Origin of the sequence: Streptomyces sp. NPDC051364, assembly GCF_040682115.1 — a bacterium.
Taxonomy (GTDB): domain Bacteria; phylum Actinomycetota; class Actinomycetes; order Streptomycetales; family Streptomycetaceae; genus Streptomyces.
On record NZ_JBFBAH010000004.1, the window covers coordinates 114,545 to 139,136 of the forward strand.

General features: G+C 73.5%; 24 protein-coding genes. 8 read left to right on the forward strand and 16 right to left on the reverse strand.

The features are described 5' to 3' along the window. Window positions 1–31 precede the first annotated feature (31 nt). The gene (locus AB0M76_RS10170; RefSeq protein WP_365952443.1) at window positions 32–700 is read right to left on the reverse strand and encodes a hypothetical protein; all 669 of its coding nucleotides are present in this window, start codon (window positions 698–700) and stop codon (window positions 32–34) included. A 284-nt stretch (window positions 701–984) separates the two neighbouring features. Beyond that, window positions 985–2,265: an alpha/beta family hydrolase gene (locus AB0M76_RS10175; protein ID WP_365952444.1), complete on the reverse strand. Its 1,281-nt coding sequence runs from the start codon at window positions 2,263–2,265 to the stop codon at window positions 985–987. A 238-nt stretch (window positions 2,266–2,503) separates the two neighbouring features. On the opposite strand from AB0M76_RS10175, the gene AB0M76_RS10180 reads away from it, so the two are divergent. After that, on the forward strand, window positions 2,504–3,484 hold the full coding sequence (locus AB0M76_RS10180) for an XdhC family protein (RefSeq protein WP_365952445.1): 981 nt from the start codon (window positions 2,504–2,506) through the stop codon (window positions 3,482–3,484). Between the two features lie 36 nt (window positions 3,485–3,520). Here the strand turns inward: AB0M76_RS10180 and AB0M76_RS10185 are convergent, their stop codons facing one another. Then, window positions 3,521–3,844, reverse strand: a complete 324-nt coding sequence (locus AB0M76_RS10185; protein WP_365952446.1) for a plasmid stabilization protein — start codon at window positions 3,842–3,844, stop codon at window positions 3,521–3,523. 143 nt (window positions 3,845–3,987) lie between these two features. Here AB0M76_RS10185 and AB0M76_RS10190 point away from each other — a divergent pair, with 143 nt between their 5' ends. Further along, window positions 3,988–4,389 carry a DUF6479 family protein gene (locus AB0M76_RS10190; RefSeq protein ID WP_362634764.1) on the forward strand — a complete coding sequence of 134 codons (402 nt, stop codon included), beginning with the start codon at window positions 3,988–3,990 and terminating at the stop codon, window positions 4,387–4,389. A gap of 41 nt (window positions 4,390–4,430) precedes the next feature. Here the strand turns inward: AB0M76_RS10190 and AB0M76_RS10195 are convergent, their stop codons facing one another. Both AB0M76_RS10195 and ligD read right to left on the reverse strand, forming a co-directional pair. Next, window positions 4,431–5,345 carry an ATP-dependent DNA ligase gene (locus AB0M76_RS10195; RefSeq protein WP_365952753.1) on the reverse strand — a complete coding sequence of 305 codons (915 nt, stop codon included), beginning with the start codon at window positions 5,343–5,345 and terminating at the stop codon, window positions 4,431–4,433. After that, the gene (ligD, locus tag AB0M76_RS10200) at window positions 5,345–6,244 is read right to left on the reverse strand and encodes a non-homologous end-joining DNA ligase (RefSeq protein ID WP_365952447.1); all 900 of its coding nucleotides are present in this window, start codon (window positions 6,242–6,244) and stop codon (window positions 5,345–5,347) included. Before ligD ends, AB0M76_RS10195 begins: the two co-directional genes overlap by 1 nt. Window positions 6,245–6,275: 31 nt before the next feature. On the opposite strand from ligD, the gene AB0M76_RS10205 reads away from it, so the two are divergent. Continuing rightward, window positions 6,276–7,379 (forward strand): Ku protein, encoded by a 1,104-nt coding sequence (locus AB0M76_RS10205; protein ID WP_365952448.1) that lies wholly within the window; start codon window positions 6,276–6,278, stop codon window positions 7,377–7,379. 225 nt (window positions 7,380–7,604) lie between these two features. On the opposite strand, the gene AB0M76_RS10210 is transcribed toward AB0M76_RS10205, so the two are convergent. Beyond that, the gene (locus tag AB0M76_RS10210; protein WP_365952449.1) at window positions 7,605–8,489 is read right to left on the reverse strand and encodes a nuclease-related domain-containing protein; all 885 of its coding nucleotides are present in this window, start codon (window positions 8,487–8,489) and stop codon (window positions 7,605–7,607) included. A 182-nt stretch (window positions 8,490–8,671) separates the two neighbouring features. On the opposite strand from AB0M76_RS10210, the gene AB0M76_RS10215 reads away from it, so the two are divergent. After that, window positions 8,672–9,274: a hypothetical protein gene (locus tag AB0M76_RS10215; protein ID WP_365952450.1), complete on the forward strand. Its 603-nt coding sequence runs from the start codon at window positions 8,672–8,674 to the stop codon at window positions 9,272–9,274. 4 nt (window positions 9,275–9,278) lie between these two features. Here AB0M76_RS10215 and AB0M76_RS10220 read toward each other — a convergent pair whose 3' ends face one another. From AB0M76_RS10220 to AB0M76_RS10230, 3 genes are read right to left on the reverse strand one after another with little or no spacing between them, the layout of a single operon-like run. Then, window positions 9,279–9,554 carry a hypothetical protein gene (locus AB0M76_RS10220; protein ID WP_365952451.1) on the reverse strand — a complete coding sequence of 92 codons (276 nt, stop codon included), beginning with the start codon at window positions 9,552–9,554 and terminating at the stop codon, window positions 9,279–9,281. 10 nt (window positions 9,555–9,564) lie between these two features. After that, the gene (locus AB0M76_RS10225; RefSeq protein ID WP_030295333.1) at window positions 9,565–10,281 is read right to left on the reverse strand and encodes a TetR/AcrR family transcriptional regulator; all 717 of its coding nucleotides are present in this window, start codon (window positions 10,279–10,281) and stop codon (window positions 9,565–9,567) included. Window positions 10,282–10,310: 29 nt separating this feature from the next. Then, window positions 10,311–11,240: a diiron oxygenase gene (locus AB0M76_RS10230; protein WP_365952452.1), complete on the reverse strand. Its 930-nt coding sequence runs from the start codon at window positions 11,238–11,240 to the stop codon at window positions 10,311–10,313. A gap of 169 nt (window positions 11,241–11,409) precedes the next feature. Between AB0M76_RS10230 and AB0M76_RS10235 the strand changes: the two genes are divergently transcribed. Continuing rightward, a complete protein-coding gene (locus AB0M76_RS10235) occupies window positions 11,410–12,519 on the forward strand; it encodes a ferritin-like domain-containing protein (protein ID WP_365952453.1) in 1,110 nt (369 codons plus the stop codon). Window positions 12,520–12,530: 11 nt separating this feature from the next. Here the strand turns inward: AB0M76_RS10235 and AB0M76_RS10240 are convergent, their stop codons facing one another. Together AB0M76_RS10240 and AB0M76_RS10245 are read right to left on the reverse strand one after the other, a co-directional pair. Further along, window positions 12,531–14,000, reverse strand: a complete 1,470-nt coding sequence (locus tag AB0M76_RS10240) for a penicillin-binding transpeptidase domain-containing protein (protein ID WP_365952455.1) — start codon at window positions 13,998–14,000, stop codon at window positions 12,531–12,533. Beyond that, a complete protein-coding gene (locus AB0M76_RS10245; RefSeq protein WP_365952456.1) occupies window positions 13,997–15,370 on the reverse strand; it encodes an FtsW/RodA/SpoVE family cell cycle protein in 1,374 nt (457 codons plus the stop codon). The genes AB0M76_RS10240 and AB0M76_RS10245 overlap by 4 nt, the downstream gene beginning before the upstream one ends. A gap of 102 nt (window positions 15,371–15,472) precedes the next feature. Between AB0M76_RS10245 and AB0M76_RS10250 the strand changes: the two genes are divergently transcribed. The 3 genes from AB0M76_RS10250 to AB0M76_RS10260 all read left to right on the forward strand — a co-directional run bounded on the left by AB0M76_RS10250 (window position 15,473) and on the right by AB0M76_RS10260 (window position 18,489). Further along, complete coding sequence (locus AB0M76_RS10250; RefSeq protein ID WP_365952457.1) at window positions 15,473–15,862, forward strand: DUF6325 family protein; 390 nt, start codon at window positions 15,473–15,475, stop codon at window positions 15,860–15,862. Window positions 15,863–16,020: 158 nt separating this feature from the next. After that, window positions 16,021–16,224, forward strand: coding sequence for a hypothetical protein (locus tag AB0M76_RS10255; protein ID WP_365952458.1), 204 nt, complete (start codon window positions 16,021–16,023; stop codon window positions 16,222–16,224). A gap of 537 nt (window positions 16,225–16,761) precedes the next feature. Continuing rightward, on the forward strand, window positions 16,762–18,489 hold the full coding sequence (locus tag AB0M76_RS10260; protein ID WP_365952459.1) for a C40 family peptidase: 1,728 nt from the start codon (window positions 16,762–16,764) through the stop codon (window positions 18,487–18,489). On the opposite strand, the gene AB0M76_RS10265 is transcribed toward AB0M76_RS10260, so the two are convergent. The 5 genes from AB0M76_RS10265 to AB0M76_RS10285 form a co-directional block, all read right to left on the reverse strand. Then, on the reverse strand, window positions 18,441–19,727 hold the full coding sequence (locus tag AB0M76_RS10265; RefSeq protein ID WP_365952460.1) for a styrene monooxygenase/indole monooxygenase family protein: 1,287 nt from the start codon (window positions 19,725–19,727) through the stop codon (window positions 18,441–18,443). The genes AB0M76_RS10260 and AB0M76_RS10265 overlap by 49 nt on opposite strands. 84 nt (window positions 19,728–19,811) lie before the next feature. After that, window positions 19,812–20,435, reverse strand: coding sequence for an ATP/GTP-binding protein (locus AB0M76_RS10270; protein ID WP_365952461.1), 624 nt, complete (start codon window positions 20,433–20,435; stop codon window positions 19,812–19,814). Further along, the gene (locus tag AB0M76_RS10275) at window positions 20,416–20,886 is read right to left on the reverse strand and encodes a DUF742 domain-containing protein (protein ID WP_365952462.1); all 471 of its coding nucleotides are present in this window, start codon (window positions 20,884–20,886) and stop codon (window positions 20,416–20,418) included. Before AB0M76_RS10275 ends, AB0M76_RS10270 begins: the two co-directional genes overlap by 20 nt. Further along, window positions 20,883–21,362: a roadblock/LC7 domain-containing protein gene (locus AB0M76_RS10280; RefSeq protein WP_266625506.1), complete on the reverse strand. Its 480-nt coding sequence runs from the start codon at window positions 21,360–21,362 to the stop codon at window positions 20,883–20,885. Before AB0M76_RS10280 ends, AB0M76_RS10275 begins: the two co-directional genes overlap by 4 nt. Beyond that, window positions 21,359–24,418 (reverse strand): nitrate- and nitrite sensing domain-containing protein, encoded by a 3,060-nt coding sequence (locus AB0M76_RS10285; protein ID WP_365952463.1) that lies wholly within the window; start codon window positions 24,416–24,418, stop codon window positions 21,359–21,361. Before AB0M76_RS10285 ends, AB0M76_RS10280 begins: the two co-directional genes overlap by 4 nt. Window positions 24,419–24,592 lie beyond the last annotated feature (174 nt).

A 24,592-nucleotide genomic window follows, 5' to 3' on the forward strand; every position in this document is an offset into this window, starting at 1 on the left:
GCCCCGGGGCACCGCCGTTCGGTCAGGGGAGTTACGGCGTCACGTCGACGCACACCACGTAGGCGGTCACGTCCTGGTTGGAAGTGATTTCGGCCTGCCACCCGTTGGGCGGGGTGCCGACGGGGCGGCTGGTGCGAATGGTGCCCGTGTTGGTTGTGATTCCACCGCCGGTGGCGAGGTCACCCGCGTTGCACGTGGCGATCACACCGCCGTCGTCGTCGGTGGCCGAGTTGACGTAGGTGGTGACCACGCCCGTCTCACCCCGGGCGCCCTGGAAGCCCTGGGTGCCCTGGAACCCCTGGGTACCCTGCGAACCGGTGCCCGGGGTGCCCTGGAAGCCCTGGGCGCCCTGGAACCCCTGGGTGCCCTGGAACCCCTGGAAGCCCTGGGTGCCCGGCCGACCCGGGCGGCCCGGCTTGCCCTGCTCACCCGGCCTGCCCTGCTCACCCGGCCTGCCCTGCTCACCCGGCTTGCCCGGCTTGCCCTGCGGGCCGCGCTTGCCGCGGTCGCCGTGGTCGCCACCGCTGACCACACCGGCCGGGCCGGGCAGTGCCACGGCGGAGTCGGCGGTGCCGGACCGGTTGATCGCGTCGGCGATGGCCGTCGTCGTCGGGACGACGTTGAGCGCCACGGCGAGCACGCCGGCACCGACCATCGTGGCGGTCTTCAGGCGCGTAGTTCGGGTCGTTCGATGACTCAAGAGAATCTTCCTCACGGACTTGGAGGGTCACCGCCGCAAGCGCGCTCAGCCTGTGCGCCTCATGTGAATGCGCGGGCACCTCGCCTCTGGCTACGAACGGAGCCATTGTTTACGTTCGGCGATCGAATAATCACGCCACGGCGCATGTCCCGGCGAGGATCACCCGTGCGGCCTCAATGCACGGCATTCGTGGAGGCCTGCATTTCGAAAAGACCCCCGGTGAAAGGAGACGGATTCCCGTCGGTGAATTCCACTTGGCCGTAGGCAATACGCCGAGCCGCCTTTCAGCGCATGGGGGACGCCGGCTGATGAGTGGTGAACCACTGCTCCGCGAGGACGGACACCTCGCGGAGGGCTCCCGGTTCCTCGAAGAGGTGGGTGGCGCCCTCGACGATTTCCAGGCGGTTCTCGCAGCGGAGCCGGGCCTGCGCCTCGCGGTTGAGGGTGAGGACCAAGGAATCCTCCGAGCCGACCACGAGGAGGGTCGGGGCCCGGACCGCGGCGAGGTGATGACCCGCCAGGTCCGGGCGGCCGCCGCGGGAGACCACTGCGTAGACGGGTGAATCCGGGGACGCCGCCGCGGCAAGGGCGGCTGCTGCGCCCGTGCTCGCGCCGAAGTAGGCGACCGGGGCCGACGTGCGGGTTGCGAGCCAGGCGGTGGCCTCGGCGAGGCGGGCGGCCAGGGTCCCGATGTCGAAGACGTTGGCGCGGTCCGCCTCCTCGGCCGGGGTGAGCAGGTCGAACAGCAGGGTGCCCAGGCCGGCCCGGTTCAGGGTCGTGGCCACCTGGCGGTTGCGTGGGCTGTGGCGGCTGCTGCCCGAGCCGTGCGCGAAGACGACCACCGCCCTCGCCGCCGGGGGGAGGGTGAGGTCGCCGGGGAGGTGCAGGCCCGCCGCGGAGACCGAGACGTCCTCCGCCGTGGCAGGTGGTTGCCGGACGGCCTGCATGAGGAGGGAGACGACCTCCTCGTCCGGGGTCTGGGAGAAGTCCCGATACCACTGGCCGACCGAGGAGAAGCCCGGCGGTGTGGAGAGGCAGACCACCTCGTCGGCCACCGCGGCCACCCGGGTCAGCGCGTCCGGCGGGGCCACCGGGGCGGCCATGACGACCCGGGTCGCGCCCTGCGCCCGTACGACCTGGCAGGCGGCCGCAGCGGTGGCGCCGGTCGCGATGCCGTCGTCCACCACGATCACCGTCCGGCCGTGGAGGTCCTGCTGCGGCCGGCCCGCGCGGTAGCGGGCGGCCCGGCGGGTGAGCTCCGACTGCTCCGCCTGCTCGACGGAGGCGATGTCCTGCGGGCTGAGCCCGCCGCGGCGGACGATGTCGTCGCTGATCACGCGTACGCCGCCTTCGCCGATGGCGCCGAACGCCAGCTCGGGCTGGTACGGGACCCCGAGCTTGCGCACGACGATCACGTCGAGCGGGGCTCCGAGGGCGTGCGCCACGTGGAAGGCCACCGGGACCCCGCCCCGGGGCAGCCCCAGGACGACGGGCCCGTCCGCCGCGTACATCCCCAGCGCCGTACCGAGTCGTCGTCCTGCGTCGTCGCGGTCTGTGAAGAGCATTCCGGGTCATCCCCAACGTTCTCTGCCGTACTTCGAAACAACGCCTCCCGGCGCCCGCGTGCAAGTCGGGCAACGGGCGGTCCGGTCCGGTGGTCTGTACGAGGGAGGTGGGTCCGGGTCTGTGGGTTTTGAGGGATGGGTAGGGGTGGGGTGCGTGCGTAGGTTGGCGGTGAGGCCGCGTTGCGCCGCTGACCTGGCGCTTTGGGGCGGGCTCTGACGACGAGGATGGGGCGGCGCGATGCGTGAGCTGGTGGAGACGGCGCGGCAGTGGGTGGCCGAGGGGCGGGCCGGGTTCCTGGCCCGGCCGGTGGCCGAGCAGGGGTTCGGGCCGCGGGATCCCGCCGGGGCCCTGCTCGTCGATGCGCGGGGGGAGTGCGCCGGTGCCCTGTACCGCGGGGTCTTCGACGCCGAGCTGGTGGCGGAGGCCGGAGCCATGGCCACCGGGGCCACCGCCCGGGTGTGCGACGTCTCGGTCGGGGCCGACGAGGCGGCCCTGGCGAAGCTGACCTGCGGCGGGCGGGCCGAGATCCTGCTGCAGCCGCTGACGGCCGTACCCGCCGAGTGGTGGGACCTGCTCGGGGAAGGCGTCGGGGTGGCGCTCGTGACCCGGCTCGACGAGCAGGCGGAGCAGGCCGTGAGCGAGGTCGTACGGGCCGTCGACGTGCCCTCCAACGACGCCGAGCGACGGGCCGGCGAGCTGCTGGCCACCCGCCGGCCGGGGCGGGACGCGCTGTACGGGGAGCACGGGCTGGTGTTCGTGGAGGCGTACCCCTCCGCCCCGTACGTCGTCATCGGCGGGGGCGGCGAGCTCGCCGGGATCATCGAGGCGCAGGCCCTGCTGCTCGGGTGGGGCGCCGGGCTCGTCGACTCGGTCGCGGAGGCCGGGAAGCTGCTGGCCTCGCGCCGGGACGCCGCCTGCCTGGTGATGCTGAGCCACGACCCGGAGTTCGACGTGCAGACCGTACGCAGCGCGCTCGCGCTCGGGATTCCGTATGTCGGCGCCCTCGGGTCCCGCAAGACCACCGCGCGGCGGCGCGAGGGGCTGATCGCCTCCGGGGTGTCCGAGCCGGACCTGGCGCGGGTGCACGGGCCGATCGGGCTGGACCTCGGGGCCCGGACACCCGCGGAGACGGCGCTGGCGATCTGTGCGGAGATCCTGGCCGTGCTCGGGGGCCACGAGGTCCGGGCGCTGCGGGATTCCGACGGGCCGCTGCGCTAAGCGGCCGGCAACGTTCGCCCGGGGTACCGCCGGGTCTCAGGTGCCGAGTGCCCGCTTGAGCTGCGTCTTGTTCATGTCGGAGCGGCCGCGGATGTTGCGGCGCCTGGCCTCCGCGTAGAGCTGTTCGTACGTCGGCCCCTGCACGCCCGAGTGGGAGTGCAGGCCGCCGCGCCGACTGGAGGACATGTCCTCCAGCGACAGCTTGCTCGCGGTCTCGGACTCGCCGGCCCGGGCCCGTTCCTTGTTGACGGTCCGGGCGGCGATCTCCTTGGCCCGCTGCTCGGACTCGCCGCGCTCCTCGGCGCTCTCCTTGATGTGCTCGTACTGGCGTTCTCGTTCGGGTGAAGATCCGCGGGGCATTTTCGGGCTCCTTCCGGGGCGCCTCTCGGGGCGGTCGCCCCTGCACCTGCCCCTGATTCGGCACGGTAGTCGCCCGGTACGCAAATCGGAGGATCTCCCTGGCTTTCGGGTGAAACCGGCACCAGTGCGGGAAAATAGCACGTATGGACATGACCCTGAGTCTGGACCAGACGCTGACCCACATCGCGTGGTTCCTGGTCGTCGGGATTGCCGTGGTCGGCTTCCTGCTCGGCGCCTTCAAGCTGGGCCAGCGGGTCCGGGCCAAGGAGCCCCCGCCGCCGACCGCCGAGAGCCAGCCCCACCTGCCGGACGGCGGCGCGGTCTACGAGGTGCGCGAGGAACGCGATCAGGTGGAGATCCCCGAGGGCGGGCTGCGTCCGCACGAGATGCAGGGATACGGGAACTTCGGCTCGACCACTTCCAGCCATCCCGAGGACGTCAGGGCCGAGCGGGAGTCCGGGTACCGGAACCCGCCGCAGTACCCGGGGCCGCAGCAACCTCCGCACGGTGAGCCTCCGGTGTACAAGCCGAGCGGGAACGCCTGACCTGGTCCAAAGCATCAGAGGCGTCAGAGGCGTCAGAGGCGTCAGAGGTCCGTCCGCAGCCTGAGCACCTCCGGCGGCGGGTGACGGGCGGTCGACGGGTGCCGGACCTCCGCCGTGAGCGGCGGGTCGAGCGGGCGGAACGGGACCTCGCCGAGACCGATCGCGGTCACCGTGGCCCCGACAGCCGGCGCCCCGGCCCGGCCGGCCCCGGCGGCCGGGGCTTCGCGCGAGGCCAGCGCCGCCGCCACGTCCGCGCGCAGCGCGGCCGTCAGCGGGCTCGACACCAGCGGGGTCTCGTCCCCGACCGGCAGCACCAGGACCAGCGCGAGGGGGCGGCGCGGGGTACCGGTGTAGCCGACCACCGCCGCGTCCCGCACCTCCGTGTGCCGGAGCTTCTGCCAGCCGCGCCGGCCCGCCGGGTACGTCTGGTCCAGCCGTTTGACGACCAGGCCCTCGATCCCGCTGGCGGGCAGCGTCTCGTACCAGGTGGCGGCCAGTTCCGGATCGGTCGTCATCGGGACCGGCTGCAGCGGCGGGCCCAGCGGGAGCAGCAGGTCGAGCAGGAGCGCGCGGCGCCGCTCGTACGTGCGTCCGCGCAGGTCCAGCCCGGCCAGTTCCAGCACGTCGAACGCCGCGTACGAGGCCGGCAGGCTCTGGGCGAGCACGGCGGCCCGCGCGGCCGTGGCCGCCGCCCGCCGCTGGACGAGCGCGAAGTCCGTACGGCCCCCGTGCCAGACCACGACCTCGCCGTCGAGGACGGTCTCGGCGGGCAACTGCCGGGCCGCGGCGGCCAGATCGGGGAAGGCGGCGGTCACGATGCGGCCGGAGCGCGCCTGCAGTACGACGTCCTCGGCGGTGCGCACCACCACGAGGCGGTGGCCGTCGAACTTCGGCTCGTACGCCAGGCCCGCCGCACGCGGCAGGGTGCGGACGGTGGCGGCGAGGGCGACGCGGATCACGGCCCGGCCGTCCTCGGGAGGCGGTGGGCCCGGTCGGGGTCGGTCAGCGGGCCGAAGAGGTCCCCGTCGCGCTCGAGCCGGGGCGGGATGTCGTCTGCGAGGAACACCAGGTCGGAGGGGGTGCGGCAGGCCGCGACCTCCTCCCAGGACACGGGTGCGGAGACCGTCGGCCGGGCCCGCGCCCGCAGGGTGTAGGGCGCTGCGGTGGTCTTGGCGGCGGCGTTCTGGCTGTGGTCGACGAAGACCTTGCCGGGGCGCAGGGCCTTGGCCATGCGGTGCAGGACGAGGTCGGGGAGCTCGCGCTCGGCCTCCTGGGCGAGGCCCTTAGCGTACGCCGACACCCGGTCGGACGGGGTCGGCTCCAGGGGGACGGCCAGGTGCATGCCCTTGGAGCCGGAGGTCTTGGCGTACGCGGACAGGCCGTCGGCGGCGAGGCGCTCGCGCAGCCACAGCGCGACGGCGCAGCACTCGACGACGGTGGCGGGCGCGCCGGGGTCGAGGTCGATGATCAGCCGGTCGGCGACGGCCGGGCTGCCCGCCGGCCACTGGGGGGTGTGGAACTCGACGACGAGGTTGGCGGCCCACATGAGGGAGGGCAGGTCCGCGATGACCACCTGTGCGGCGGAGAGGTCCTCGGAGCGGGGCACCGGGGTGGTTTTCACCCAGGCGGGTGTGCCGGGCGGCGGATTCTTGGTGAAGAAGAGCTGGCCGTCCGGGCCGTCGGGATAGCGCAGGAACGACACCGGCCGGTTGTGGATGTGGGCCAGCAGCGAACCCGCGACGGTGGCGTAGTAGTGCAGCACCTCGCCCTTGGTGAAGCCGGTCTCGGGGTACAGGACCTTGTGGAGATTGGAGAGCGGGACGCGACGCCCCTCCACCATGGTGATCGGCGTCATACGATGAGATTGCCATGAAACGGGAGGAACTGTGCGATCCATCTGGAACGGGGCAATCTCCTTCGGCTTGGTCAGCATCCCGATCAAGCTGGTGAACGCCACCGAGAGCCACTCGATCTCCTTTCGCCAGATCCACCTGAGCGACGGCGGGAGGATCCGCTACCGCAAGGTGTGCGAGCTGGACGGGGAGGAGGTGGCGACCGCCGAGATCGGCAAGGGGTACGAGGAGGCGGACGGGTCGCTCATCCCGATCACGGACGAGGACCTGGCGCAGCTGCCGATCGCGACGGCGAAGACGATCGAGATCGTGTCGTTCGTGCCGGCGGACGAGATCGATCCGCTGCAGATGGACGCGGCGTATTACCTCGCCGCGAACGGGCCGACGGCGGCGAAGCCGTACACGCTGCTGCGGGAGGCGCTGAAGCGGAGCCGGCGCGTCGCGGTCGCCAAGTACGCGCTGCGGGGGCGGGAGCGGCTGGGCATGCTGCGGGTCGTCGACGATGTGATCGCGATGCACGGGCTGCTCTGGCCGGACGAGATCCGGGTGCCGGAGGGGGTGGCTCCGGAGGGGAAGGTGTCGGTACGGGAGGCCGAGCTGGACCTGGCGGACGCGCTGATGGCGACGTTGGGGGAGGTGGAGATGGACTCGCTGACGGACGAGTACCGGGAGGCCGTGGAGGCGATGATCTCGGCGAAGTCGGAGGGGGCGTTCGAGCCTCCGGCGGAGGCGGAGGTGGAGCCGGCCGGCGGGAAGGTGATCGACCTGATGGCGGCGCTGGAGAAGAGCGTGCAGGCTGCGAAGGCGTCCCGGGGGGAGGCGGGGGCCGCCGGGGCCGCCGAGGACGCGGAGGCGCAGGTCACGCCGATCCGGCGAAGCGGCGGGGGCCGGAAGACGGCGGCCGCGGCTGCGCCGAAGACGGTGGGCGGGAAGAAGTCGACTGCGTCGACGGCGGCGGCGAAGAAGGCGGCGTCGGGTACGAAGAAGACGGCGGCGCGCAAGCCGGCTGCGACCAAGTCCACTTCGAAGACGGCTGCGGCGAAGAAGGCGACCGCGGGCGGGACTTCGACGAAGAAGTCGACCGCGGCGGGGGCGTCGGCGAAGAAGGCGGCTCCGCGGAAGCGGACGTCGGCCTGAGGGCAGGGGTGGGGTGGGCTGGGATGGGAGCCTGCGGCGCTGCTCCCCGCCCCGCCCTTTCTCCGTTTCTCCCCCGGCTACCGCTGGGTGGTGCCCTCAGGGGCTCCGCCCCGGACCCCTGTCCTCAAACGCCGGACGGGCTGGATGGGCGGCGCGGGCGGCGCGTCACGCCCGGCCCAGGCCCCGGAGGGGTTGGAAGGGGCGGGCGAGCTGGGAGGAGCCCCGCTACGCGCCGTTTCTGCGGGGCCTCGGGTCGGAGCGCAGGCCCGTCGGTGCGGTGCGGCGGCGGGTTCGGTGGGGGCCGTAGAGGTGTGGGGGGAGCCAGGTCTGGGTGGTGCGGGCCTGGGTGAAGAGGGCTTCGATGTCCGGGGGTTTGAGGGTGGTGGGGGCCGCGGCGAGGTGCGACGGAGCCGTCGCCGGTTCGAGGATGCGGATGTCGCGGACCGTCGGGGCCACCTCGATGCGCGAGGCATCGACCAGCGCCAGCGCCGGGAGCACCGGGGCCGCCAGGGCCCGGGTGGCCGCGGCGGCGGCGCGGCGGATCCAGCGCGGGTCCGGGCGCGGCTCGGCGCGGCCCACCGTCAGCAGCAGGTCGCCGACGGCCGCCCGCTGCTTGCGCCCCGGGAGCGTACGGATGCAGAAGATCCCCGCCGGGCCTATGAGCAGGTGGTCGATGCGGCCCAGGCCCGGGAGCGGCACGGAGTGCAGGACCCGCCAGTCGTCCGGCTCGAGAGAGTCCAGCAGGTCGCCCATGCGCTGCTGGGCCGCCAGATCCTGGCGGAGCCGGTGCCGGGCCCGGCTGCCGGCCGAGCCGTGTTCCAGCTCGCCCAGCAGGGCTTCGCCGGGGCGGTTCGGGGCCAGGTCCTCGTCCGGCGGGAGGCCGAGTCTGCGCAGGTCCGCGGGCGTGGGCACCGGCGGCGGGCCGACCGTGTACGGGCCGGCCAGGTACGGGCGCAAGGCCGCCAGGACCGCCTCGCGGTGCTGGTCGGCGAGCACGCTGATCCGGTTGGTCTGCCGGTCGTACCAGGCCACCGCCTGGCCGTCGGGCAGGTTGACGTAGAGCCGGCCGCGGCCGGGGCGGCCGCTCGGCAGCACCTTGAGTCCCCGCATGGACCTCACCCCCCGCCGTACATGGGAGCAGCCCGGGCGCCTCGCGGCAATCCCCCGGTGGAGTTCTCGGTCACGTAACAGCTTCTACGGGACTCCGCCGGGTACCTGTTACATGCTCATCGCTGTACTGACACAGCGGGCTCCTAGGTTTGTCGCACCTGGACCGGACCTAAGGATTTCCCGTGAGCACCGTCAACCGCCGCACTCTCGTACGAGCCGCCGCAGTGACCGTCTGCGCCGGAACCCTCCTCGGGCTGCCCGCCGCGGCCGCCCTCGCCGAAGGGGTGCCCGCCGCTTCGGCCGCGCACTCCGCGGGTGTGCCCCGGACCCTGGTCAAGAGCCTCGCCCTCGCGGACGGCGTGTCCAAGGCGAACGTCTACCGCATCGCCAAGGGCGGCTTCCAGGCCGACATCCTGGCCGCCGACGGCGCCAGGGCGGCCACCCTGACCAGCCGTGACGGCGCCGCCGGCTTCGGTGGCTCCGGCCCGCTGCACGTGGCGCTCCGGCCCGACGGCCGGCTGTCCTCCTGGGTCGGCGACACGGGCGGCACCGGCGCCGACGGCGGTACGCCCGTCGCCGACGGGCACAAGACCGGGACCCGGGACGGGCGGGTCGTCCAGGCCTCGGCTTCGCACGCCCGCTCGGTCGCCTCCGGGACCCTGGACACGCTGGCCGACGGGCCGGGTGACGGCGTGCTGCTGCTCGCCGCGGGCGGCGGTATCGCGGCCGTGGGCGCTGCCGGGCTCGGCTTCGCCATGCTGCGCCGCGGGCGCACCGAGGGCTGACCGGTCAGGCCGGCGGCGGGGTCGGCTTGGTCCAGGGCCAGCGGACCCTGGGCTTCTGGCCCGACGGGGCGTACGTGTACTTCCAGCCCTTCTGGAGGTGCAGCCGCTTCGAATAGCCCGACGGGACCCGCTCGTACAGCAGGACCGTCGCGGGGCCGCCGTCGGCCGACGGGACCGGGATCTCGTACCACTTCGGCGGGTGGCCGGTGGGGCCGAGGAGGATCGGGAGGACCCGGCCGTCCATCGGGCCGCCCTCGAAGGGCGTGGGTTCGCTTCTCACCCCACCAGTGTCACAGCAGGTGGGCGGCCTCGGAGACCACGGGGATCACGCGTCGGGCCAGGACCCCGACCGGGCCGTCCGCCGATTCGAGGGCCAGCGCGGCCCGCGCCGCGGCGGCGGTCTCCGGGTCGGTGGCGGCCGTCGCCGTCAGCAGGGCTATGAACTGGTCGACCAGCCAGTCGCGCAGGGCCGAGACGTCCGGCTGCTTGCCCTCGTCGATCCAGATGAGGGAGGCCGCCTCGACGGCCGTGATCCAGGTGCGGACCATCATCCGCAGCCGCGGGCCGGGGGCCGGGACCGCCAGGTGGTAGAGGATCTGCTGCGCCGCCGCCCGGCGGATGCCGTCCACCGTCGCCGTCGTACGGGAGGTCTCGACGACGCTGCCGCCCTGGAGGAGCGCCGAGAAGCCTGCGTCGTGCTCGTCCACGAAGGCCAGGTAGCGGTCCAGCGCCCGGGAGAGGCGCTGGGTCAGGGGGCCGGCCTGCGGTTCGGCGAAGCACTGCTCGAGGAGGTCCGCCGCGGAGCGCAGGGCCGCCTCGTACAGCTGCTGCTTGCCGCCCGGGAAGTAGCGGTAGACCAGGGGCCGCGAGACGCCCGCCGCCTCGGCGACGTCGTCGAGCGAGACCTCCTCCGGGGCCCGGTGCGCGAACAGCGACAAGGCGGCGTCGAGGAGCTGGGCCCGCCGCTCCTCGACGCTCAGCCTGCGGTACGCGCGTACGGTCGTCATGCCCGCAGGGTAGCCCCGAAACAGCCGGTTCAGGCGAGGAGTCCTGAGCTCTTCCAGAGCCTGCGGCCGACCCCGCGCAGCACGCCGATGTCGTCGAGGAAGTCCGTGAGCCGCTTGGCTCCCGTCTGCATGACCTCGCGGCGGTGGCCGCTCGCCCGGACCTGGGCGACGGCTTCGCGCCGGTCGAGGCCGATGTTCTCGTAGACCTGGGGGTTGACGAAGGCCAGGGAGAAGACGCGGGCGGCCTCGCCGCAGCTGATGCGCGTGAGCTCCTGTTCCCAGCGCGGGGCGGTCAGCATCTGGCGGCGCAGTTCCTCGCGGGCGTAGCGGACGTGCCGGGCCTCCTCGATGACGTGGATGCGGGTGACGCCGCGGACGAGGGGCTGGATGCGCTCGTCGGGGAAGGTGAGGCGCTGCATCCAGTCGAGGATCTCCTCGCCGAGCAGGGTGCAGGCGAAGGAACCCGGGGTCGTGGAGACGGTCTTGAGGATGCGGGCAAGGTTGTGGTTGAGGCGGGAGACCGGGTAGGCGGGGGCGCCGGCCTTCTGGATCATGCGGGCGAACATCATCGAGTGGCGGCACTCGTCGGCTATCTCGGTGAGTGCATAGCGGACGTGGCTGCTGGTCAGGGACTTGTCGTAGATGTGCCGAACCATCAGCTGCATCAGGATGATCTCGAACCAGATGCCGAGCGAGCCGAGCGCCGCCGCCTCGTGGCGGGAGAGGTCGATGCGCTGCTCCTCGCCCATCTTCTTCCACAGCGGGGTGTCGTAGAGGGAGAGCAGCTCGGGCGGCCAGTAGTACTTGCCGTCGATGGGCGGGGCGTCCCAGTCGAGTTCCTTGTCGGGGTCGAAGGAGTGCTTGGCCGAGGATTCGAGCAGTCGTGCGGCGATCTCTTCGCGGTCCTTGAGGAGGCCGAGCGCGTCCTGCAGCGCGCCTCGATCGGTCACGGTCGTCATGGCTTCGGATACCTCGCTCATCGGGTTACCGGCGGTCATCACTTATGAGACTGCTTGTCAGCAAGACCGTCAATCCCCTGCGCACGACTTGTTGACCCCGCGTCTACCAACGTGTGACGCTGCCAACCATCCAGTTCTGTACGGAAGTACACGAGCCGAGGGGGCGTCAGTGTCGACGCACGAGCTCTACACCAAGGACCCGGGCGCGGACGTCTGGCAGGTTCCGGCCTCCGGCGCAGCCCGCTTCAGCTGGGAATACGCCGATGGCCGCGAGCGGCTCCTCGCCCTGTACCAGAAGGGCAAGGACAAGCAGTGGGACGGCGCCAAGCGCATCGACTGGGAGCTGGAGGTGGACCCGTACAACCCGCTCGGCACCCCGGACGAGGCGCTGACCCTCTACGGCACCCGGCACTGGTCGAGGCTCACCGAGAAGGACAAGGGCGAGCTGCGCCGGCACTACACCGCCTGGAACTTCAGCCAGTTCCTGCACGGCGAGCAGGGTGCGATGGTGTGCGCGGCGCGGATAGTGGAGTCGGTGCCGGACCTGGACGCGAAGTTCTACTCCGCCACCCAGACGATGGACGAGGCCCGGCACGCCGAGATCTTCGGCCGCTTCCTGCACGAGAAGGTCGGGATGCTCTACCCGATCAACGACAGCCTGCAGGGGCTGCTCGGCGACACCCTGCGCGACTCCCGCTGGGACATGCCGTACCTGGGCATGCAGGTGCTCATCGAGGGGCTGGCGCTGGCCGCCTTCGGGATGATCCGCGACACGACCGACAAGCCGCTGCCGAAGCAGATCCTGGCGTACGTCATGCAGGACGAGGCCCGGCACGTGGCGTTCGGGCGGATGGCGCTGCGCGACTACTACAAGCAGTTGACGGACGCCGAGCTGCGTGAGCGCGAGGAGTTCGTGATCGAGGGCTGCTACCTGATGCGGGACCGGCTGCGCGGGGTGGAGGTGCTGGAGAACTTCGGCATCCCGCGCAAGGAGGCCGAGCAGTTCAGCGAGCAGTCGGAGTTCCTGCACCTCTTCCGGAAGCTGCTGTTCAGCCGGATCGTGCCGTGCGTGAAGGACATCGGGCTGTGGGGCGAGCGGCTGCAGAAGGCCTACCTGGACATGGGCGTCTTCGAGATGGGCAACTCCAACCTGGACCTGCTGATGACGCAGGACGAGGAGATCGCCGAGGCCCTGGACCGCGAACGGTTCGCGGCGGAGGAGGCGGACCGGGTGGCGGAGGTGCATGCGGCGATCGCAGAGGGCGCGGATCCCGCATAGGAGGGGCCGGGTCAAGGAGCCATCGGAGCGGCGAGCGCGGCCTCCATCACCGCCCGGGCGATCGGCGCCGCCGCGCCGTTGCCGCTGATGTCCCCGCGGTGCGCCTCCGCGTCCTCGACCACCACGGCGACGGCGACCCCCGGCAGCGGCGCGTCCTCGGCCTTGGCCCAGCCGATGAACCAGGCGTACGGGGTCCCCGCGTTGCCGACGCCGTGCTGGGCGGTGCCGGTCTTGCCGCCGACCACCGCGCCCGGGATCGCGGCGCCCGGCCCGGTGCCGTTCTCCACCACCTGCACCATCAGCTCCTGCAGGCGCAGCGCCGTCGCCGGGTTCATCGCCCGGCCCAGGCTGCGCTGCTGCCCGCGCCGGACCTGGTCCCCGTCGTCCTGCGTGGTCCGGTCCACGAGGTAGGGGGACTTGAGCTCGCCGCCGTTCGCGACGGCCGCGGCGACCATCGCCATCTGCAGCGGCGTCGCCGTCGTGTTGAACTGCCCGATGGAGGACAGGGCCAGCTGGTCCGGGCTCATGTCGGTGTCGAAGTTCGACCGCGACACCCAGGCCGGCACCCGCAGCCGGTCGTCGTCGAACCCGAACCGGCGGGCCGCGTCCACCATCCCGCGCAGCCCGACCTGGACCCCGATCTTCGCCATCACCGTGTTGCAGGACCACTGCACCGCCTCCGCCATCGAGGCGTCGCGGCAGCCGGTGCCCGCGTTCGGCAGCAGGGTGCTCGTGCCCGGCAGCGGGTAGGGGTCGGGGGTCTGCGTGGGCGCGTCCACATCGGTGACCACTCCCGCGTCCAGGGCCGCGGCCGCCGTCACGATCTTGAAGGTGGAGCCCGGCGGGTACGTCTCACGCAGCGCCCGGTTCAGCATCGGCCTGGCGGGGTCCGCGTTCAGCCGCTCCCAGGCCGCCTTGACCGCCGCGCCCGTACCGGAGAGCGCCGCCGGGTCGTACGAGGGGCTGCTGACCAGCGCGAGGATCTTCCCGGTGGCGGGGTCGAGCGCGGCCACCGCGCCGCGCCGGCCCGCCAGCCCGGTGTACGCGGCCTGCTGCAGGCCGGCCCGGACGGTGGTCGCCGCGTTCCCGCCGGCCGGGCGGCCGCGGGCGAGGTCGTACCAGAGCGGGAAGGCCGAGAGCCCCGGGTCGGTGCCCGAGAGGATCGCGTCCTCGGCGCGCTCGAGGAGGCTGGTCCCGTACGTCTGCGAGGAGAACCCGGTGACCGGCGCGTACAGCGGCCCGTTCGCGTACGTCCGCTCGTAGCGCAGCAGCTGGCCGCTGTCCCGGGAGCCGGTGACGGGCCGGCCGTCGACCAGGACGTCCCCGCGGGGCTGGGCGTAGCGCTCGATGGCCGGGCGCTTGTTGGCCGGGTTCGCCCCGTACGCGGCGGCCTCCCAGACCTGCACCCGGGCCACGTTGACGAGCAGGGCGACGAGCAGCAGCGCGCAGAAGTACGCGCACCAGCGGATGTACCGGATCACGCCGCGTCCCCCGCTCCGGCGGGGCGGGGCCGGCGGGCGCTGTCGCCGAGCCGGACGAGCAGCGCGACGATGATCCAGTTGGTGACGACGGAGGAGCCGCCCTGGGCGAGGAAGGGCATGGCCATACCGGTGAGCGGGATCAGCCCGGTGACTCCCCCGGCGATGACGAAGACCTGGAGCGCGACGATCGAGGCGAGCCCGGTGGCGAGGAGGCGCCCGAAGGGGTCGCGCAGGGCGAGCCCGGCACGGAATCCGCGGTCCACGAGGAGCCCGTAGAGGAGCAGGATCGCGGCGAGGCCGACGAGGCCGAGCTCCTCGCCGGCGGTGGCGAGGATGAAGTCGGACTTGGCGGCGAAGCCGATGAGGAAGGACTGGCCGTGGCCGAGTCCGGAGCCGAGGAGCCCGCCGGCTCCGAAGGCGAAGAGGGACTGGGCGAGCTGGCCGGCGCCCTCGCCGCGTTCGATGGAGGCGAAGGGATTCAGCCAGTCCTCGACCCGGCTGTGCACGTGCGGCTCCAAGGTGCCGACGGCGTACGCGCCCAGGGCGGCCAGCAGCAGCCCGATCGCGATCCAGCCGATCCGGCCGGTGGCGGTGAACAGCATGACGACGAAGAGGCCGAAGAAGAGCAGCGAGGTCCCGAGGTCCCGCTCCAGGACGAGCACGCCGACGCTGAGCAGCCAGATCGCGAGGATCGGGCCGAGGACCCGGCCGGGCAGGAGGCGCAGCTTCCAGAAGAGCCGGCGGCCGGTGAGGGCGAGCGCGGTGCGGTTCGCGGCGAGGTAGGCGGCGAAGAAGACGGCGAGCAGGATCTTGGCGAACTCGCCGGGCTGGAAGGAGAGCCCGGCGAACCGGATCCAGATGTGGGCCCCGTTGACGGCCGGGAAGAACACGGGGACGAGCATCAGCGCGAGAGCGGCGGCCACGGAGAGGTAGGCGTACTTCTGGAGCACGCGGTGGTCGCGCAGCAGGACGACGACGAGGACGAAGAGGGCCACGCCCAGGGCGGACCAGCGCAGTTGGTCCCCGGCGGTGAGGTGGGCGGGGGTGGTGAGGTCGAGGCGCTGGATGAGGACGAGGCCGAGGCCGTTGAGCAGGACGGCGATGGGGAGGACGAGCGGGTCGGCGTACGGGGCCCGGAAGCGGACGGCGAGGTGCGCGATCAGGGCGGTGCCGGCGAGGCCGGCGGCGTAGCGGCCGGCGGGCCCGGGGGTGTGGCCGGTGGTGGCGAGACCGACGTAGTGGTGGCCGAGGACGGAGATGAGGACGGCCCCGGCGAGGAGCGTCAGCTCGACGCCCCTGCGTTGGAACGCGGAGCCGTCGGGGGGTGGGGGCGGGGCGGGCTCCGCCACCTCTGCCGTCAGAGCGGTCATACGGGAAACGTAGCAAGCAGGCGGATGGTATGTCCGCTTATGTCATAGAGTGCTGAAGAGTCGTCAGAAACGGTCACGAGGGTACGAATGGAGCCTCGGCACATGGGACCAGTGGAATTCATCGTCCTCGCCTTCCCGGAGGAGCAGCTGCGGGTGCCGGCGGTCGAGGCCGTGATGGGGCTGCGCAAGGCGGGGGTGGTCCGGCTCATCGACGGGCTCGTGGTCTCGAAGACGGCGGGGGGTGAGGTGCTGGCGGCGGAGTTCGACGAGTTCATGGAGCTCCAGGGGCTGCTGAGGCACCGTGAGGCCGCGCAGCTGATCGGGGCGGAGGACATCCAGGAGGCGGCGGAGCTGCTGGAGCGGGGCAGCTGCGCGCTGCTGCTGGTGGTGGAGCACGTGTGGGCCGAGGACGCGGCGATCGCCGTACGGGCGGCGGGCGGGCGCATCGTGGGCTCGGTCCGGATCCCGCCGGAGCGGACGGGGGCGGCCTGATGTTCATCCGCCCGATCGGGGTGAGAGTGGAACCGGCCCGCCGCCCCTCGGGCCACCCCCTGCTCCGCGGCCTCCTGACCCGAGCGGCGGGCCCGCCCCAGCCCCCGTCTCGGCAGGACTGGCCCCCGGGGGCGGGGGCCGAGCCGGCGGAGCCGGGGATGGAACCGGCGGAGCCGGGGGCCGAGCCGGGGGCCGTGGCCGGCGCCGAGCCGGGCGCCTTGACCGGCGGCCCGGCCACGGAGCCGGGGGCGCCACCCGGCGGGCTGGCCGCCGAGCTGGCGGAGCTGGCGAGGCTGGCCCGGGAGGGCCTCCTGACCCCGCAGGAGTTCAAGGAGGCCAAGACCCGCCTCCTCCACCCCTGACCGGGTGCAAGGCCGCACCCCGGCCGGCCGCCCCTGGCTCGACGCTCCGGCCGGTGCGGGCCCGCTGCGCGGAGCCGCACCCCGCCCCGCCCTTCCCTCGTTCCCCGGGCTCCGCCCGGACCCCGCCGGTGCGGCGCCGTTGTCGGGGGCCGGCCCCCGAACCCCGGCGCCTCGAACCCCGGCGGGGCTGGATTGCGCCGGGCGGCGGCGACCCGTGCCGGTGGCCCCCGGCGGCTGGATGCCGTGCAGCGCCATTTTCAACCCGTCCGGCGTTTTGAGGACCGGGTTCGGGCAGAGCCCGGGTGGGGGCACCTCCCAGCGGTAGCTGGGGGAGGTGGGGAAGGTGGAAGGGCGGGTAGGGGACAGGCTCCGCGCATCGGCAACGGGGGCCGTGTCGAGCCCACCGGCGATTGCGGCGCGGGACAGCGGCGGGCGGGCGGGTGCTGGGCCGGAGGGGTGAGAGTGGGGAACTGGCCGTCCCGGGTGGGGGATTTGTCATACCGGGCGTGGCAGCATCGGCCGCCTGGAGGTGATCACATGTCACGCCGCCTGCTCCGAGCCGCCTGCATCGCCGCCGTGGTCGTCACGGCCGGGCCGTTCCCCGCCACCCACGCCAAGCCCGCCCCCGACATCCCGTCGGCCCGTGCCACCGCCCGGCAGTCGCCCGGTGCGACGGACGCCCCCACCCGCCACACCGCCCGCGGGGCAAACGCCAACCCCCCGCAGAGGCCGACCGCCACCGGCGCCGGAGGCTCGGCCGAGCGCCAAGGCCCCGGCACCGCCGCCCGGCAGAACCCAGGCTTCAGGGGTCGCACCGCCCCGCAGGGACTCAGTGCGCGGGGCGCGATCACCCCGGAGGCCGCCGATCCGGCGGATGCCGCCGCCCGCCAGAGTGCCGGCGCCACAAGCGCCACCCCACGGCAGTCCCCCGGCGCCACAGGCGCCACCGACCGGCGGACTCCAGGCGTCGGAGGCACCACCGGGCCCCGGGCCGCCGGCGCCGGAGGGTCGGCCGAGCACCAAGGCCCCGACGCCTCCGGCACCGCCGCCCGGCGCGGCCTCGGCTCGGCGGGTGCCGCCGCCCCGCCGAGCCCCGGCGCCGCAGACGCCACCGCTCCGGAGACCACCGGCGCCGCAGACGCCACCGCCCCCCGGGCCACCGGCTCGGCAGATGCCGGCGAACCGGCGAGCCCCGGGGCGGCGGGCGCCCCCGCGGCGGCTGGGGTTGGGGCGTTGCTGACGCAGCTGCGGGGGCTATATCGGCAGGCCGAAGAGGCCGCCGAGGCCTACAACGGCACCGAAGCCGCGCTCGAGGCCGGCCAGGACGAGGAGCGGCGGCTCAGTGCCGCGCTCGGGAAGGCCCGTACCGCCCTCGGGGCGGAGAAGGCCGCCGCCGGGCGGATCGCCCGGGAGCAGTACCAGGGGGCCCGCGGCTTCTCCCCGTACGCCCGGATGCTGCTCACCGGCGACCCCCAGGCCGCCCAGGACCAGCGCCGGCTCACCGCCCGTGAGGGCGCCCGCCGGGCGGGGGTGCTGACCCGCCTCACCCGCAGCGAGCGCCGGGCCGACGTCCTCGCCAACGCCGCCCGCAAGTCCCTCGACGCCCAGCAGTCCCTGACTGCGCAGCGCAAGCAGCACAAGCAGCAGGTCGACCTCAAGCTCAAGCAGGTCGAGCGGATGCTCGCCTCGCTCAGCCCCGAGCAGCTCGCCCAGCTCGGCAACCGCGAGGCCGCCGACACCGCCGCCGCGCAGCGGAAGCTGCTGGACTCCGGCCGGCTCGCCGCCACCCCCCGTACGCCCACGGCCGCCGGCGGCGCCGCCCTGACCTACGCCACCGAGCAGATCGGCAAACCGTACGTGTGGGGCGCCGAGGGGCCGGGGTCCTTCGACTGCTCCGGGCTCACCTCACAGGCCTGGGCGCACGCCGGCCGGTCCATTCCCCGGACCAGCCAGGAGCAGTGGGCGCAGCTCCCCAAGGTGCCCCTGGACGAGCTGCGCCCCGGCGATCTGGTGGTCTACTTCCCCACCGCCACCCATGTGGCCCTGTACGTCGGCGACGGAAAGGTGATCCAGGCCCCGCGGCCCGGCGCGAAGGTCAAGGTCTCCCCCATCGCGGCCAATCCGCTGCTCGGAGCCGTACGGCCCGATCCCGACGGGGCCCCGCTCGCCGAGTTCACCGCGCCGCCGATCCCCGAGGCCTCAGGCGACGACAGCGGTTACTCCGGCGAAGCGGCGCCCACCGACGACGCGACCTCCGCCACGTAGTCCGCCGCGTCCTGGGGGTCGTAGAAGTACGCGTCGAAGTCGGCCGGGTTGTCGAAGCCGTTGGCGAAACGGTCCGCCACCGGCTGCAGCTGCCCGGCCGCGCCGATCAGGTTCAGTACGTGCTCCGGCGGGACACCCAGCATCGCGTTCGTCCACTGGGTGACCGGCTTGCCCGTCGTGAACCAGAACTTGTCGAAGGTCGCCTTCATCCACGCCTCGTCGAACGGCTTGTCCCCGTGCATCAGGATCGACGACAGGTACGAGGCCGCACACTTGGACGCCGAGTTCGAACCCTGGCCGGTGATCGGGTCGTTCGCCACGACCACGTCCGCGACGCCCAGCACCACCCCGCCGCCCGGCAGCCGCCCGATCGGGTTGCGGACGACCGGCGTGTACCGGCCGGCCAGCGTGCCGCCCGCGTCCGTCAGCTCAGCCTTCTTCGCCCGCTCGTACTCCCAGGGCGTGAACTTCTCCATCAGCTCCAGCGTGAGCGCGAGGTGCTCCGCCGGGTCGTTCACCCCGCGGAACACGTCCAGCGGACCGCCCGGGAGCCCCTCCCAGAACAGGATGTCCGCCCGCCCCGACGTGGTCAGCGCGGGCATCACGAACAGCTCGCCCACCCCCGGGACCAGGTTGCAGCGCACCGCCTCCGTCTCCGGGTGCTCGGGGCGCGGCTCGAGCCCGTGCACGTACGAGACGGCCAGCGCGCGCTGCGGCGCGTCGTACGGGGAGCGCGCCGCGTCCCGCCCGAACATCGACACCAGCTCGCCCTTGCCCGCGGCGACCAGCACCAGGTCGTAGGTACGGGAGAAGTAGTCCAGGTCGGCGACGGACGCGCCGTGGATCACCAGCTGTCCGCCGCGCTGTACGAAGACGTCGAGCCAGTCGGCCATCTTCACGCGCTGGTCCACGGACTGCGCGTACCCCTTGAGGCGGCCGAGCCAGTCGATGGGGCGGGTGGGGGTCCCCCCGGCGGAGCCAGGGGGCCCGTCCGGGGCGGCCACCGAGACGCCGAGGCCCTCGATCCGCGGGGCCTGCCGCTCCCAGAAGTTCAGCCCGAGGTCGCGCTCGTGCTGGAGCGCCGTGTCGAACATGACCTGCGTGGACATGATCCGCCCGGTGCGGATCTCGTCCGCCGTCCGGTTGGACATGAGGGTGATCTCGTACCCCTTGGCCTGGAGACCGAGGGCGAGCTGGAGACCGGACTGGCCGGCCCCCACGACGAGTATCTTGCGCATCTCACGTTCTCGATTCGGGTGAGCGGTTCGGCGATTCGGCGGTTCTACGGAGCTGCAGAGCTACAGAGCTACAGAGCTACAGAGCTATTCGGGGGTCGCGTCCAGCGCGTGGCCCACCAGCGTCAGCAGGGAGGCGACGACCGTGTCCCGGCGCCGCGCGTCCATGATCACCACCGGCACGTGCGGCGGGATGGTCAGCGCCTCGCGCACGTCCTCCGGCTCGTACGCGTGCGAGCCCTCGAAGTGGTTGACGGCGACGGAGTACGGCAGCCCGCAGCTCTCGAAGTAGTCGAGGGCCGGGAAGCAGTCACCCAGCCGCCGCGTGTCGGCCAGCACGATCCCGCCGATGGCGCCGCGCACCAGGTCGTCCCACATGAACCAGAACCGCTCCTGGCCCGGGGTCCCGTACACGTACAGCACGAGGTCGTCGTCGAGGGTGATGCGGCCGAAGTCCATCGCGACGGTGGTGGTGCTCTTGTCCGGCGTGGCCGACAGATCGTCCGTCGGGAGGCTGGCCTGGGTCATCACCGCCTCGGTGCGCAGCGGTGTGATCTCGGAGACGGACGACACGAAGGTGGTCTTGCCGACGCCGAAGCCGCCCGCGACCAGCACCTTGACAGCGACGGGTGCGCGCGAGCGGTCGTACTGCCAGGGCTGGACGGGCTCGTCGTCCACCGAGGTGACCGGGTCAGAGACGGCGAAGACCACTGAGCACCCTTTCCAGCAGCGCGCGTTCGGGGCGCCCGGGGCCGTGCCCCGTCCCGTAGACGCGTATCCGTCCCTGGTCGGCGAGGTCGCTGACCAGGACGCGGACCACCCCGAGCGGCAGCTTCAGCAGCGCGGATATCTCGGCGATGGTGCGCATGCGGCGGCAGACCTCGACGATCGCCGGCATCTCGGGCATGCGGTCGTCGGGTATGCAGTCGTCGGGTATGCGGTCGTCGGGCACGCCGTCGCCGGGCACGCCGTCGCCGGGTATCTGCGGCTGCGACGCCCGGGTGTCGAGGGCGGCGACGAACGTCTCCACGTGCAGGACCTGCGTGAAGCGGGTGCGGCCGCCCGTGAGGGAGTACGGGCGGACGCGGGCGGGCCGGCGGTCGGCTCCGCGTATCGGCAGCCGGTCGGACGCGGACGCCGACGCCGAGGCCGTACTCCTCACGGGGTCTTCTCCATCGACTGGCGCAGCTCGCTGCGGACTTCGGGGGTCAGGACGTGGCCGGCGCGGCCGACGAACAGGGCCATGTGGTACGCCACCACGCTCATGTCGCAGTCGGGGGTGGCGTGCACGCCGAGGAGCGAGCCGTCGCTGATGGCCATGACGAAGACGGAGCCGTACTCCATCGCGACCATCGTCTGCTTGACCGCGCCGCCGTCCATGAGCTCGGCGGCGCCGGTGGTGAGGCTGCCGAGGCCGGAGACGATGGTGGCCAGGTCGGCGGAGGCGCCGCGCGGGCCCTTGGTGCGCGCGGGGCTCTCGCCGGCGGCTCCTCCGGGGTCGGAGGACAGCAGCAGGAGCCCGTCCGAGGACACGACGGCGACGGAGTTGACGCCGGGCACCTCCTCGACCAGGTCGGTCAGCAGCCACTGCAGGTTGCGGGCCTGGGTGCTCAGTCCGTACGTACTGGGCGCGGTCATGTGCGTGCCTCCTGTGCGGTGTCCCCCTGGTCGGTGTCCTCTGCGAGCTCGGCGGCCACGACGCGCCGTCCGTCCCGCGTCCCCTGGTAGAAGCCGCCGAGCCGTCGGCGCAGCTCGTCGGCGTCGACGCGGCGCGCCGGCTCGGGCGGCCGTACGGCCTCGGGGCGACGCGCGGGCACCGTGCGCGGGGTCCGCTTGGGCAGCCCCTTGTCGGTGACGCCCTCGGGTCCCGCGTCGGGGTGGCTCCCCTGGCGGGGGACCCAGTCGGCCTCGTCGGGTGCGCGCCGGTGGGGCTCCGCCGGGCCGTCGGGGGCGACGGCGGTGGCGGTCTGCCCGGGGAGCGGCAGTCGTTGTTCCGGTACGTCGGCCCGCGGGCCGGCATCGGGCAGCTGGTCGGCGGTCACCGGGTCGGGGTCGGACCCCGCGAGGGCATCCGGTCCCGCGTCGGGGACGACCCGCGCGAGGAGCTCGTCGCCGGGATCCCGCTCGACCGGGACCTCTGCAGCCGGGCCCGCCACGGTGAACACCTGATCGGCGGGCGGCAGCCCACCGTCCACGGCCAGGGCGTGCAGCTCCGCATCGGGCTCCAGCCCCCCGGCCAGATCCGGCCCGAAGTCCGGGGCCAGGTCCGCGCCCGAAACCTCGGCGGTGGCGCCGGTGGCCCCGCCCGGACCCGCATCCGCGTCGGCAGCCACGCCCGAACCCGGGTCCGGGACCGGCTCCGCGGCGTGGAGCGACGCCTCGGCGGCGGCCGTGGCCTCGCCGAGCAGCGCATCCGCATCCGCGTCGGGCTCCAGCCCCCCGGCGGTGTCCCACTCCATGCTTCGCAGGAGCTCGGCGTCCGCCTCCGGGCCCAGGTCCTGGAAGGGGTCGGGCGTGAGCTCGGGGGCGGGGGCGGCCTCGGCCCGGGGCTCCGCGTCCCGTTCCACCGCCGGAGGCACCCTGCGGGGCGGGATGGTGTTCTCGTTCGCCTCGGCGATCACGCCCGGCAGCCGGAGCTCCGGCACGCCCGGCGTGGCGAAGGTGTGCACCGGCGAGCTGGGCGGGGTGGCCGGGAGCAGCGACGCCGGGACGACCACCAGGGCCTCCGTGCCGCCGTGCCGCCCCGCGCGCAGCTCCGCGGTGACCCCGTGCCGGGCCGCGAGGCGCCCCGCCACGTACAGGCCGAGGCCCAGGCCGTGTTCCGCTTCCGGCTCCTCGTCGTACGCCTCGGGCGTGGCCAGCCGGGCGTTCAGCGCCTCCAGCCGGTCGCCGGTGACGCCGATGCCCTCGTCCACGACGGACAGCACCACGTCACCCGAGTCGAGCAGCCACCCGGAGACCCTCACCTTGGCCTCGGGCGGCGAGAACGTCGTCGCGTTCTCCAGCAGCTCGGCGAGCACGTGCGAGATGTCGTCGGCCGCGTGCCCCGCGACCTGGGTGAACGGGGGCAGCGCCGCCAGCTCGACGCGCTCGTAGCGCTCGATCTCGCTGACCGCGGCCCGCATGACGTCCACCAGCGGGACCGGGGCGCCGGCGCCGTGGCCGTGCTCCTGTCCGGCCAGGACCAGCAGGTTCTCGTTGTGGCGGCGCATGACCGTCGCCAGGTGGTCCATCTTGAACAGGGTCGCCAGCCGGTCCGGGTCCTGTTCCTTGGACTCCAGCTCCTCGATGACCGCGAGCTGGCGCTCGACCAGCCCCAGCGTGCGCAGAGACAGTGAGACCGACGTCGTCGACATGATGCGGCGGTGCTCTTCGAGGCCGGCCCGCAGCTGCGTCAGCTCCGCCTCCAGCGCCTCACGGCCCGAGCTCAGCGCCTCGTTGCGGCCGATGAGCCGGCGCGCGTCGGCGTCGAGGCCGGCGATGCGGGTGTGCAGGGAGACAGTCTGGTCGCGGACCGCGTTGAGGTGGCGTACGACCTCGGCGAACTCGTCGTTGCGGCCGGTGAAGCGGACCGGCTCCACCGAGCCCTCCGGGGTCGCCAGCCGGGCCGCGCCGCGGCGCAGGACGGACAGCGGCCGGGTCAGCGAGCGGGCCACGGCCGTCGAGAAGCCGACGGCGACCAGGAACAGCAGGCCGAGGACCGCGACCAGCATCTCGAGCCGGGTCACGTCGTCGTCGCGCAGGGTGGCGAGCGCGGTGGCCCGCTGCCCGGCGAGGGTGGACTCCACGGACCGCATGCGGTCGATGCGGGCGGTGAGCGCGGGGGCGACGGTGGCGCCGTCGAGCTTGCGGTCGGCGGAGGACAGCGTGGGCCGCTCGGTGAGCCGCTTGAGGTGGTCGTCGGCCGTCTTGACCTCGGGGCCGGTGACGGTGGCGGCGAGGGTCTGCCGTACGTCGGGCCGCGCGACCCGGGTGAAGTCGTCGAGGGCGGCCTGCTCCCGTACGCGGGCCCGCTGGGCGGCGGTGGTCAGTTCGTCCACGACCGCGGAGTTCGGGGGCTGCTCGCCGCGGGGGACGGCCAGCGCGGCGAGCAGCAGTCCACGGGTGGCCGAGGCCTGTTCCACGGCCTGGCCGAGGGGGGCCAGCGGGCGGTTGGTGGCGAGGGCGGCGCCGGCCCGCGGCGGGGTCAGCTCGGCGAGCCGGTCGCCCGGGGCGAGCAGTTCCGCGATGACGCCCGCGTAGGCCTGGTGGGCGGCGAGGGCGCTGCCCTTGCCGTCGACGGCCTCGCTGCGGACGGCCTGGACTCGGCCGAGGGCGAGGGCGAGCGGCTCGTCGGCCTCGTTCCGGACCTCGGCGAGCTGGCGGTCGGTGAGCGCGGTGCGCTCCTGGACGGGGCCCTTCGCCTGTGCGCCGGGGCGCCCCTTGGCCACGTACTCGACGACGGCGTCGCGCTCGTCGGCGAGGAGGTGCGCGAGGGTGAGGGTGTGCTGGGTCTGCTCGGCGAGCGTGACCAGCTGCTGGGAGTCGTTCAGCTCCCGTGTCGCGGAGACCACGGCTGGGGTGCCGGCCGCGAGGACGGTGAGGCCGGCGACGGCGACGCCGAGGACGAGCCTGCTGCGCACGCGGACGCGGCGTCCTGCGGGGGCGGGTCCGTCGACGGCGGTGCCGTTCTTCCGAGACCGCTTCTTCTGCACCGGTGCTCGCAATCCTGTACGTGTGCTCGTGCTCGTCTACTCGTGTGGCCGAGGTAACGGCCGGTCAACAAGTAAACGCCCCCTGCCCCCTCGTACCGCCTCAGACCTTTGCAGCGTGTTGGGGAGAGAGCCTGACATCGCCCACCCGGCCACTCGAACGAGTGAACATCACGG

Excerpts from the sequence above, each read along its gene's own strand:
- AB0M76_RS10175 (WP_365952444.1), bottom strand. The coding sequence starts at position 2,265 with ATGCTCTTCACAGACCGCGACGACGCAGGACGACGACTCGGTACGGCG.
- AB0M76_RS10180 (WP_365952445.1), top strand. The coding sequence starts at position 2,504 with ATGCGTGAGCTGGTGGAGACGGCGCGGCAGTGGGTGGCCGAGGGGCGG.
- AB0M76_RS10185 (WP_365952446.1), bottom strand. The coding sequence starts at position 3,844 with ATGCCCCGCGGATCTTCACCCGAACGAGAACGCCAGTACGAGCACATC.
- AB0M76_RS10190 (WP_362634764.1), top strand. The coding sequence starts at position 3,988 with ATGGACATGACCCTGAGTCTGGACCAGACGCTGACCCACATCGCGTGG.
- ligD (WP_365952447.1), bottom strand. The coding sequence starts at position 6,244 with ATGACGCCGATCACCATGGTGGAGGGGCGTCGCGTCCCGCTCTCCAAT.
- AB0M76_RS10210 (WP_365952449.1), bottom strand. The coding sequence starts at position 8,489 with ATGCGGGGACTCAAGGTGCTGCCGAGCGGCCGCCCCGGCCGCGGCCGG.
- AB0M76_RS10225 (WP_030295333.1), bottom strand. The coding sequence starts at position 10,281 with ATGACGACCGTACGCGCGTACCGCAGGCTGAGCGTCGAGGAGCGGCGG.
- AB0M76_RS10230 (WP_365952452.1), bottom strand. The coding sequence starts at position 11,240 with ATGACGACCGTGACCGATCGAGGCGCGCTGCAGGACGCGCTCGGCCTC.
- AB0M76_RS10245 (WP_365952456.1), bottom strand. The coding sequence starts at position 15,370 with ATGACCGCTCTGACGGCAGAGGTGGCGGAGCCCGCCCCGCCCCCACCC.
- AB0M76_RS10250 (WP_365952457.1), top strand. The coding sequence starts at position 15,473 with ATGGGACCAGTGGAATTCATCGTCCTCGCCTTCCCGGAGGAGCAGCTG.
- AB0M76_RS10255 (WP_365952458.1), top strand. The coding sequence starts at position 16,021 with ATGGAACCGGCGGAGCCGGGGGCCGAGCCGGGGGCCGTGGCCGGCGCC.
- AB0M76_RS10260 (WP_365952459.1), top strand. The coding sequence starts at position 16,762 with ATGTCACGCCGCCTGCTCCGAGCCGCCTGCATCGCCGCCGTGGTCGTC.
- AB0M76_RS10265 (WP_365952460.1), bottom strand. The coding sequence starts at position 19,727 with ATGCGCAAGATACTCGTCGTGGGGGCCGGCCAGTCCGGTCTCCAGCTC.
- AB0M76_RS10280 (WP_266625506.1), bottom strand. The coding sequence starts at position 21,362 with ATGACCGCGCCCAGTACGTACGGACTGAGCACCCAGGCCCGCAACCTG.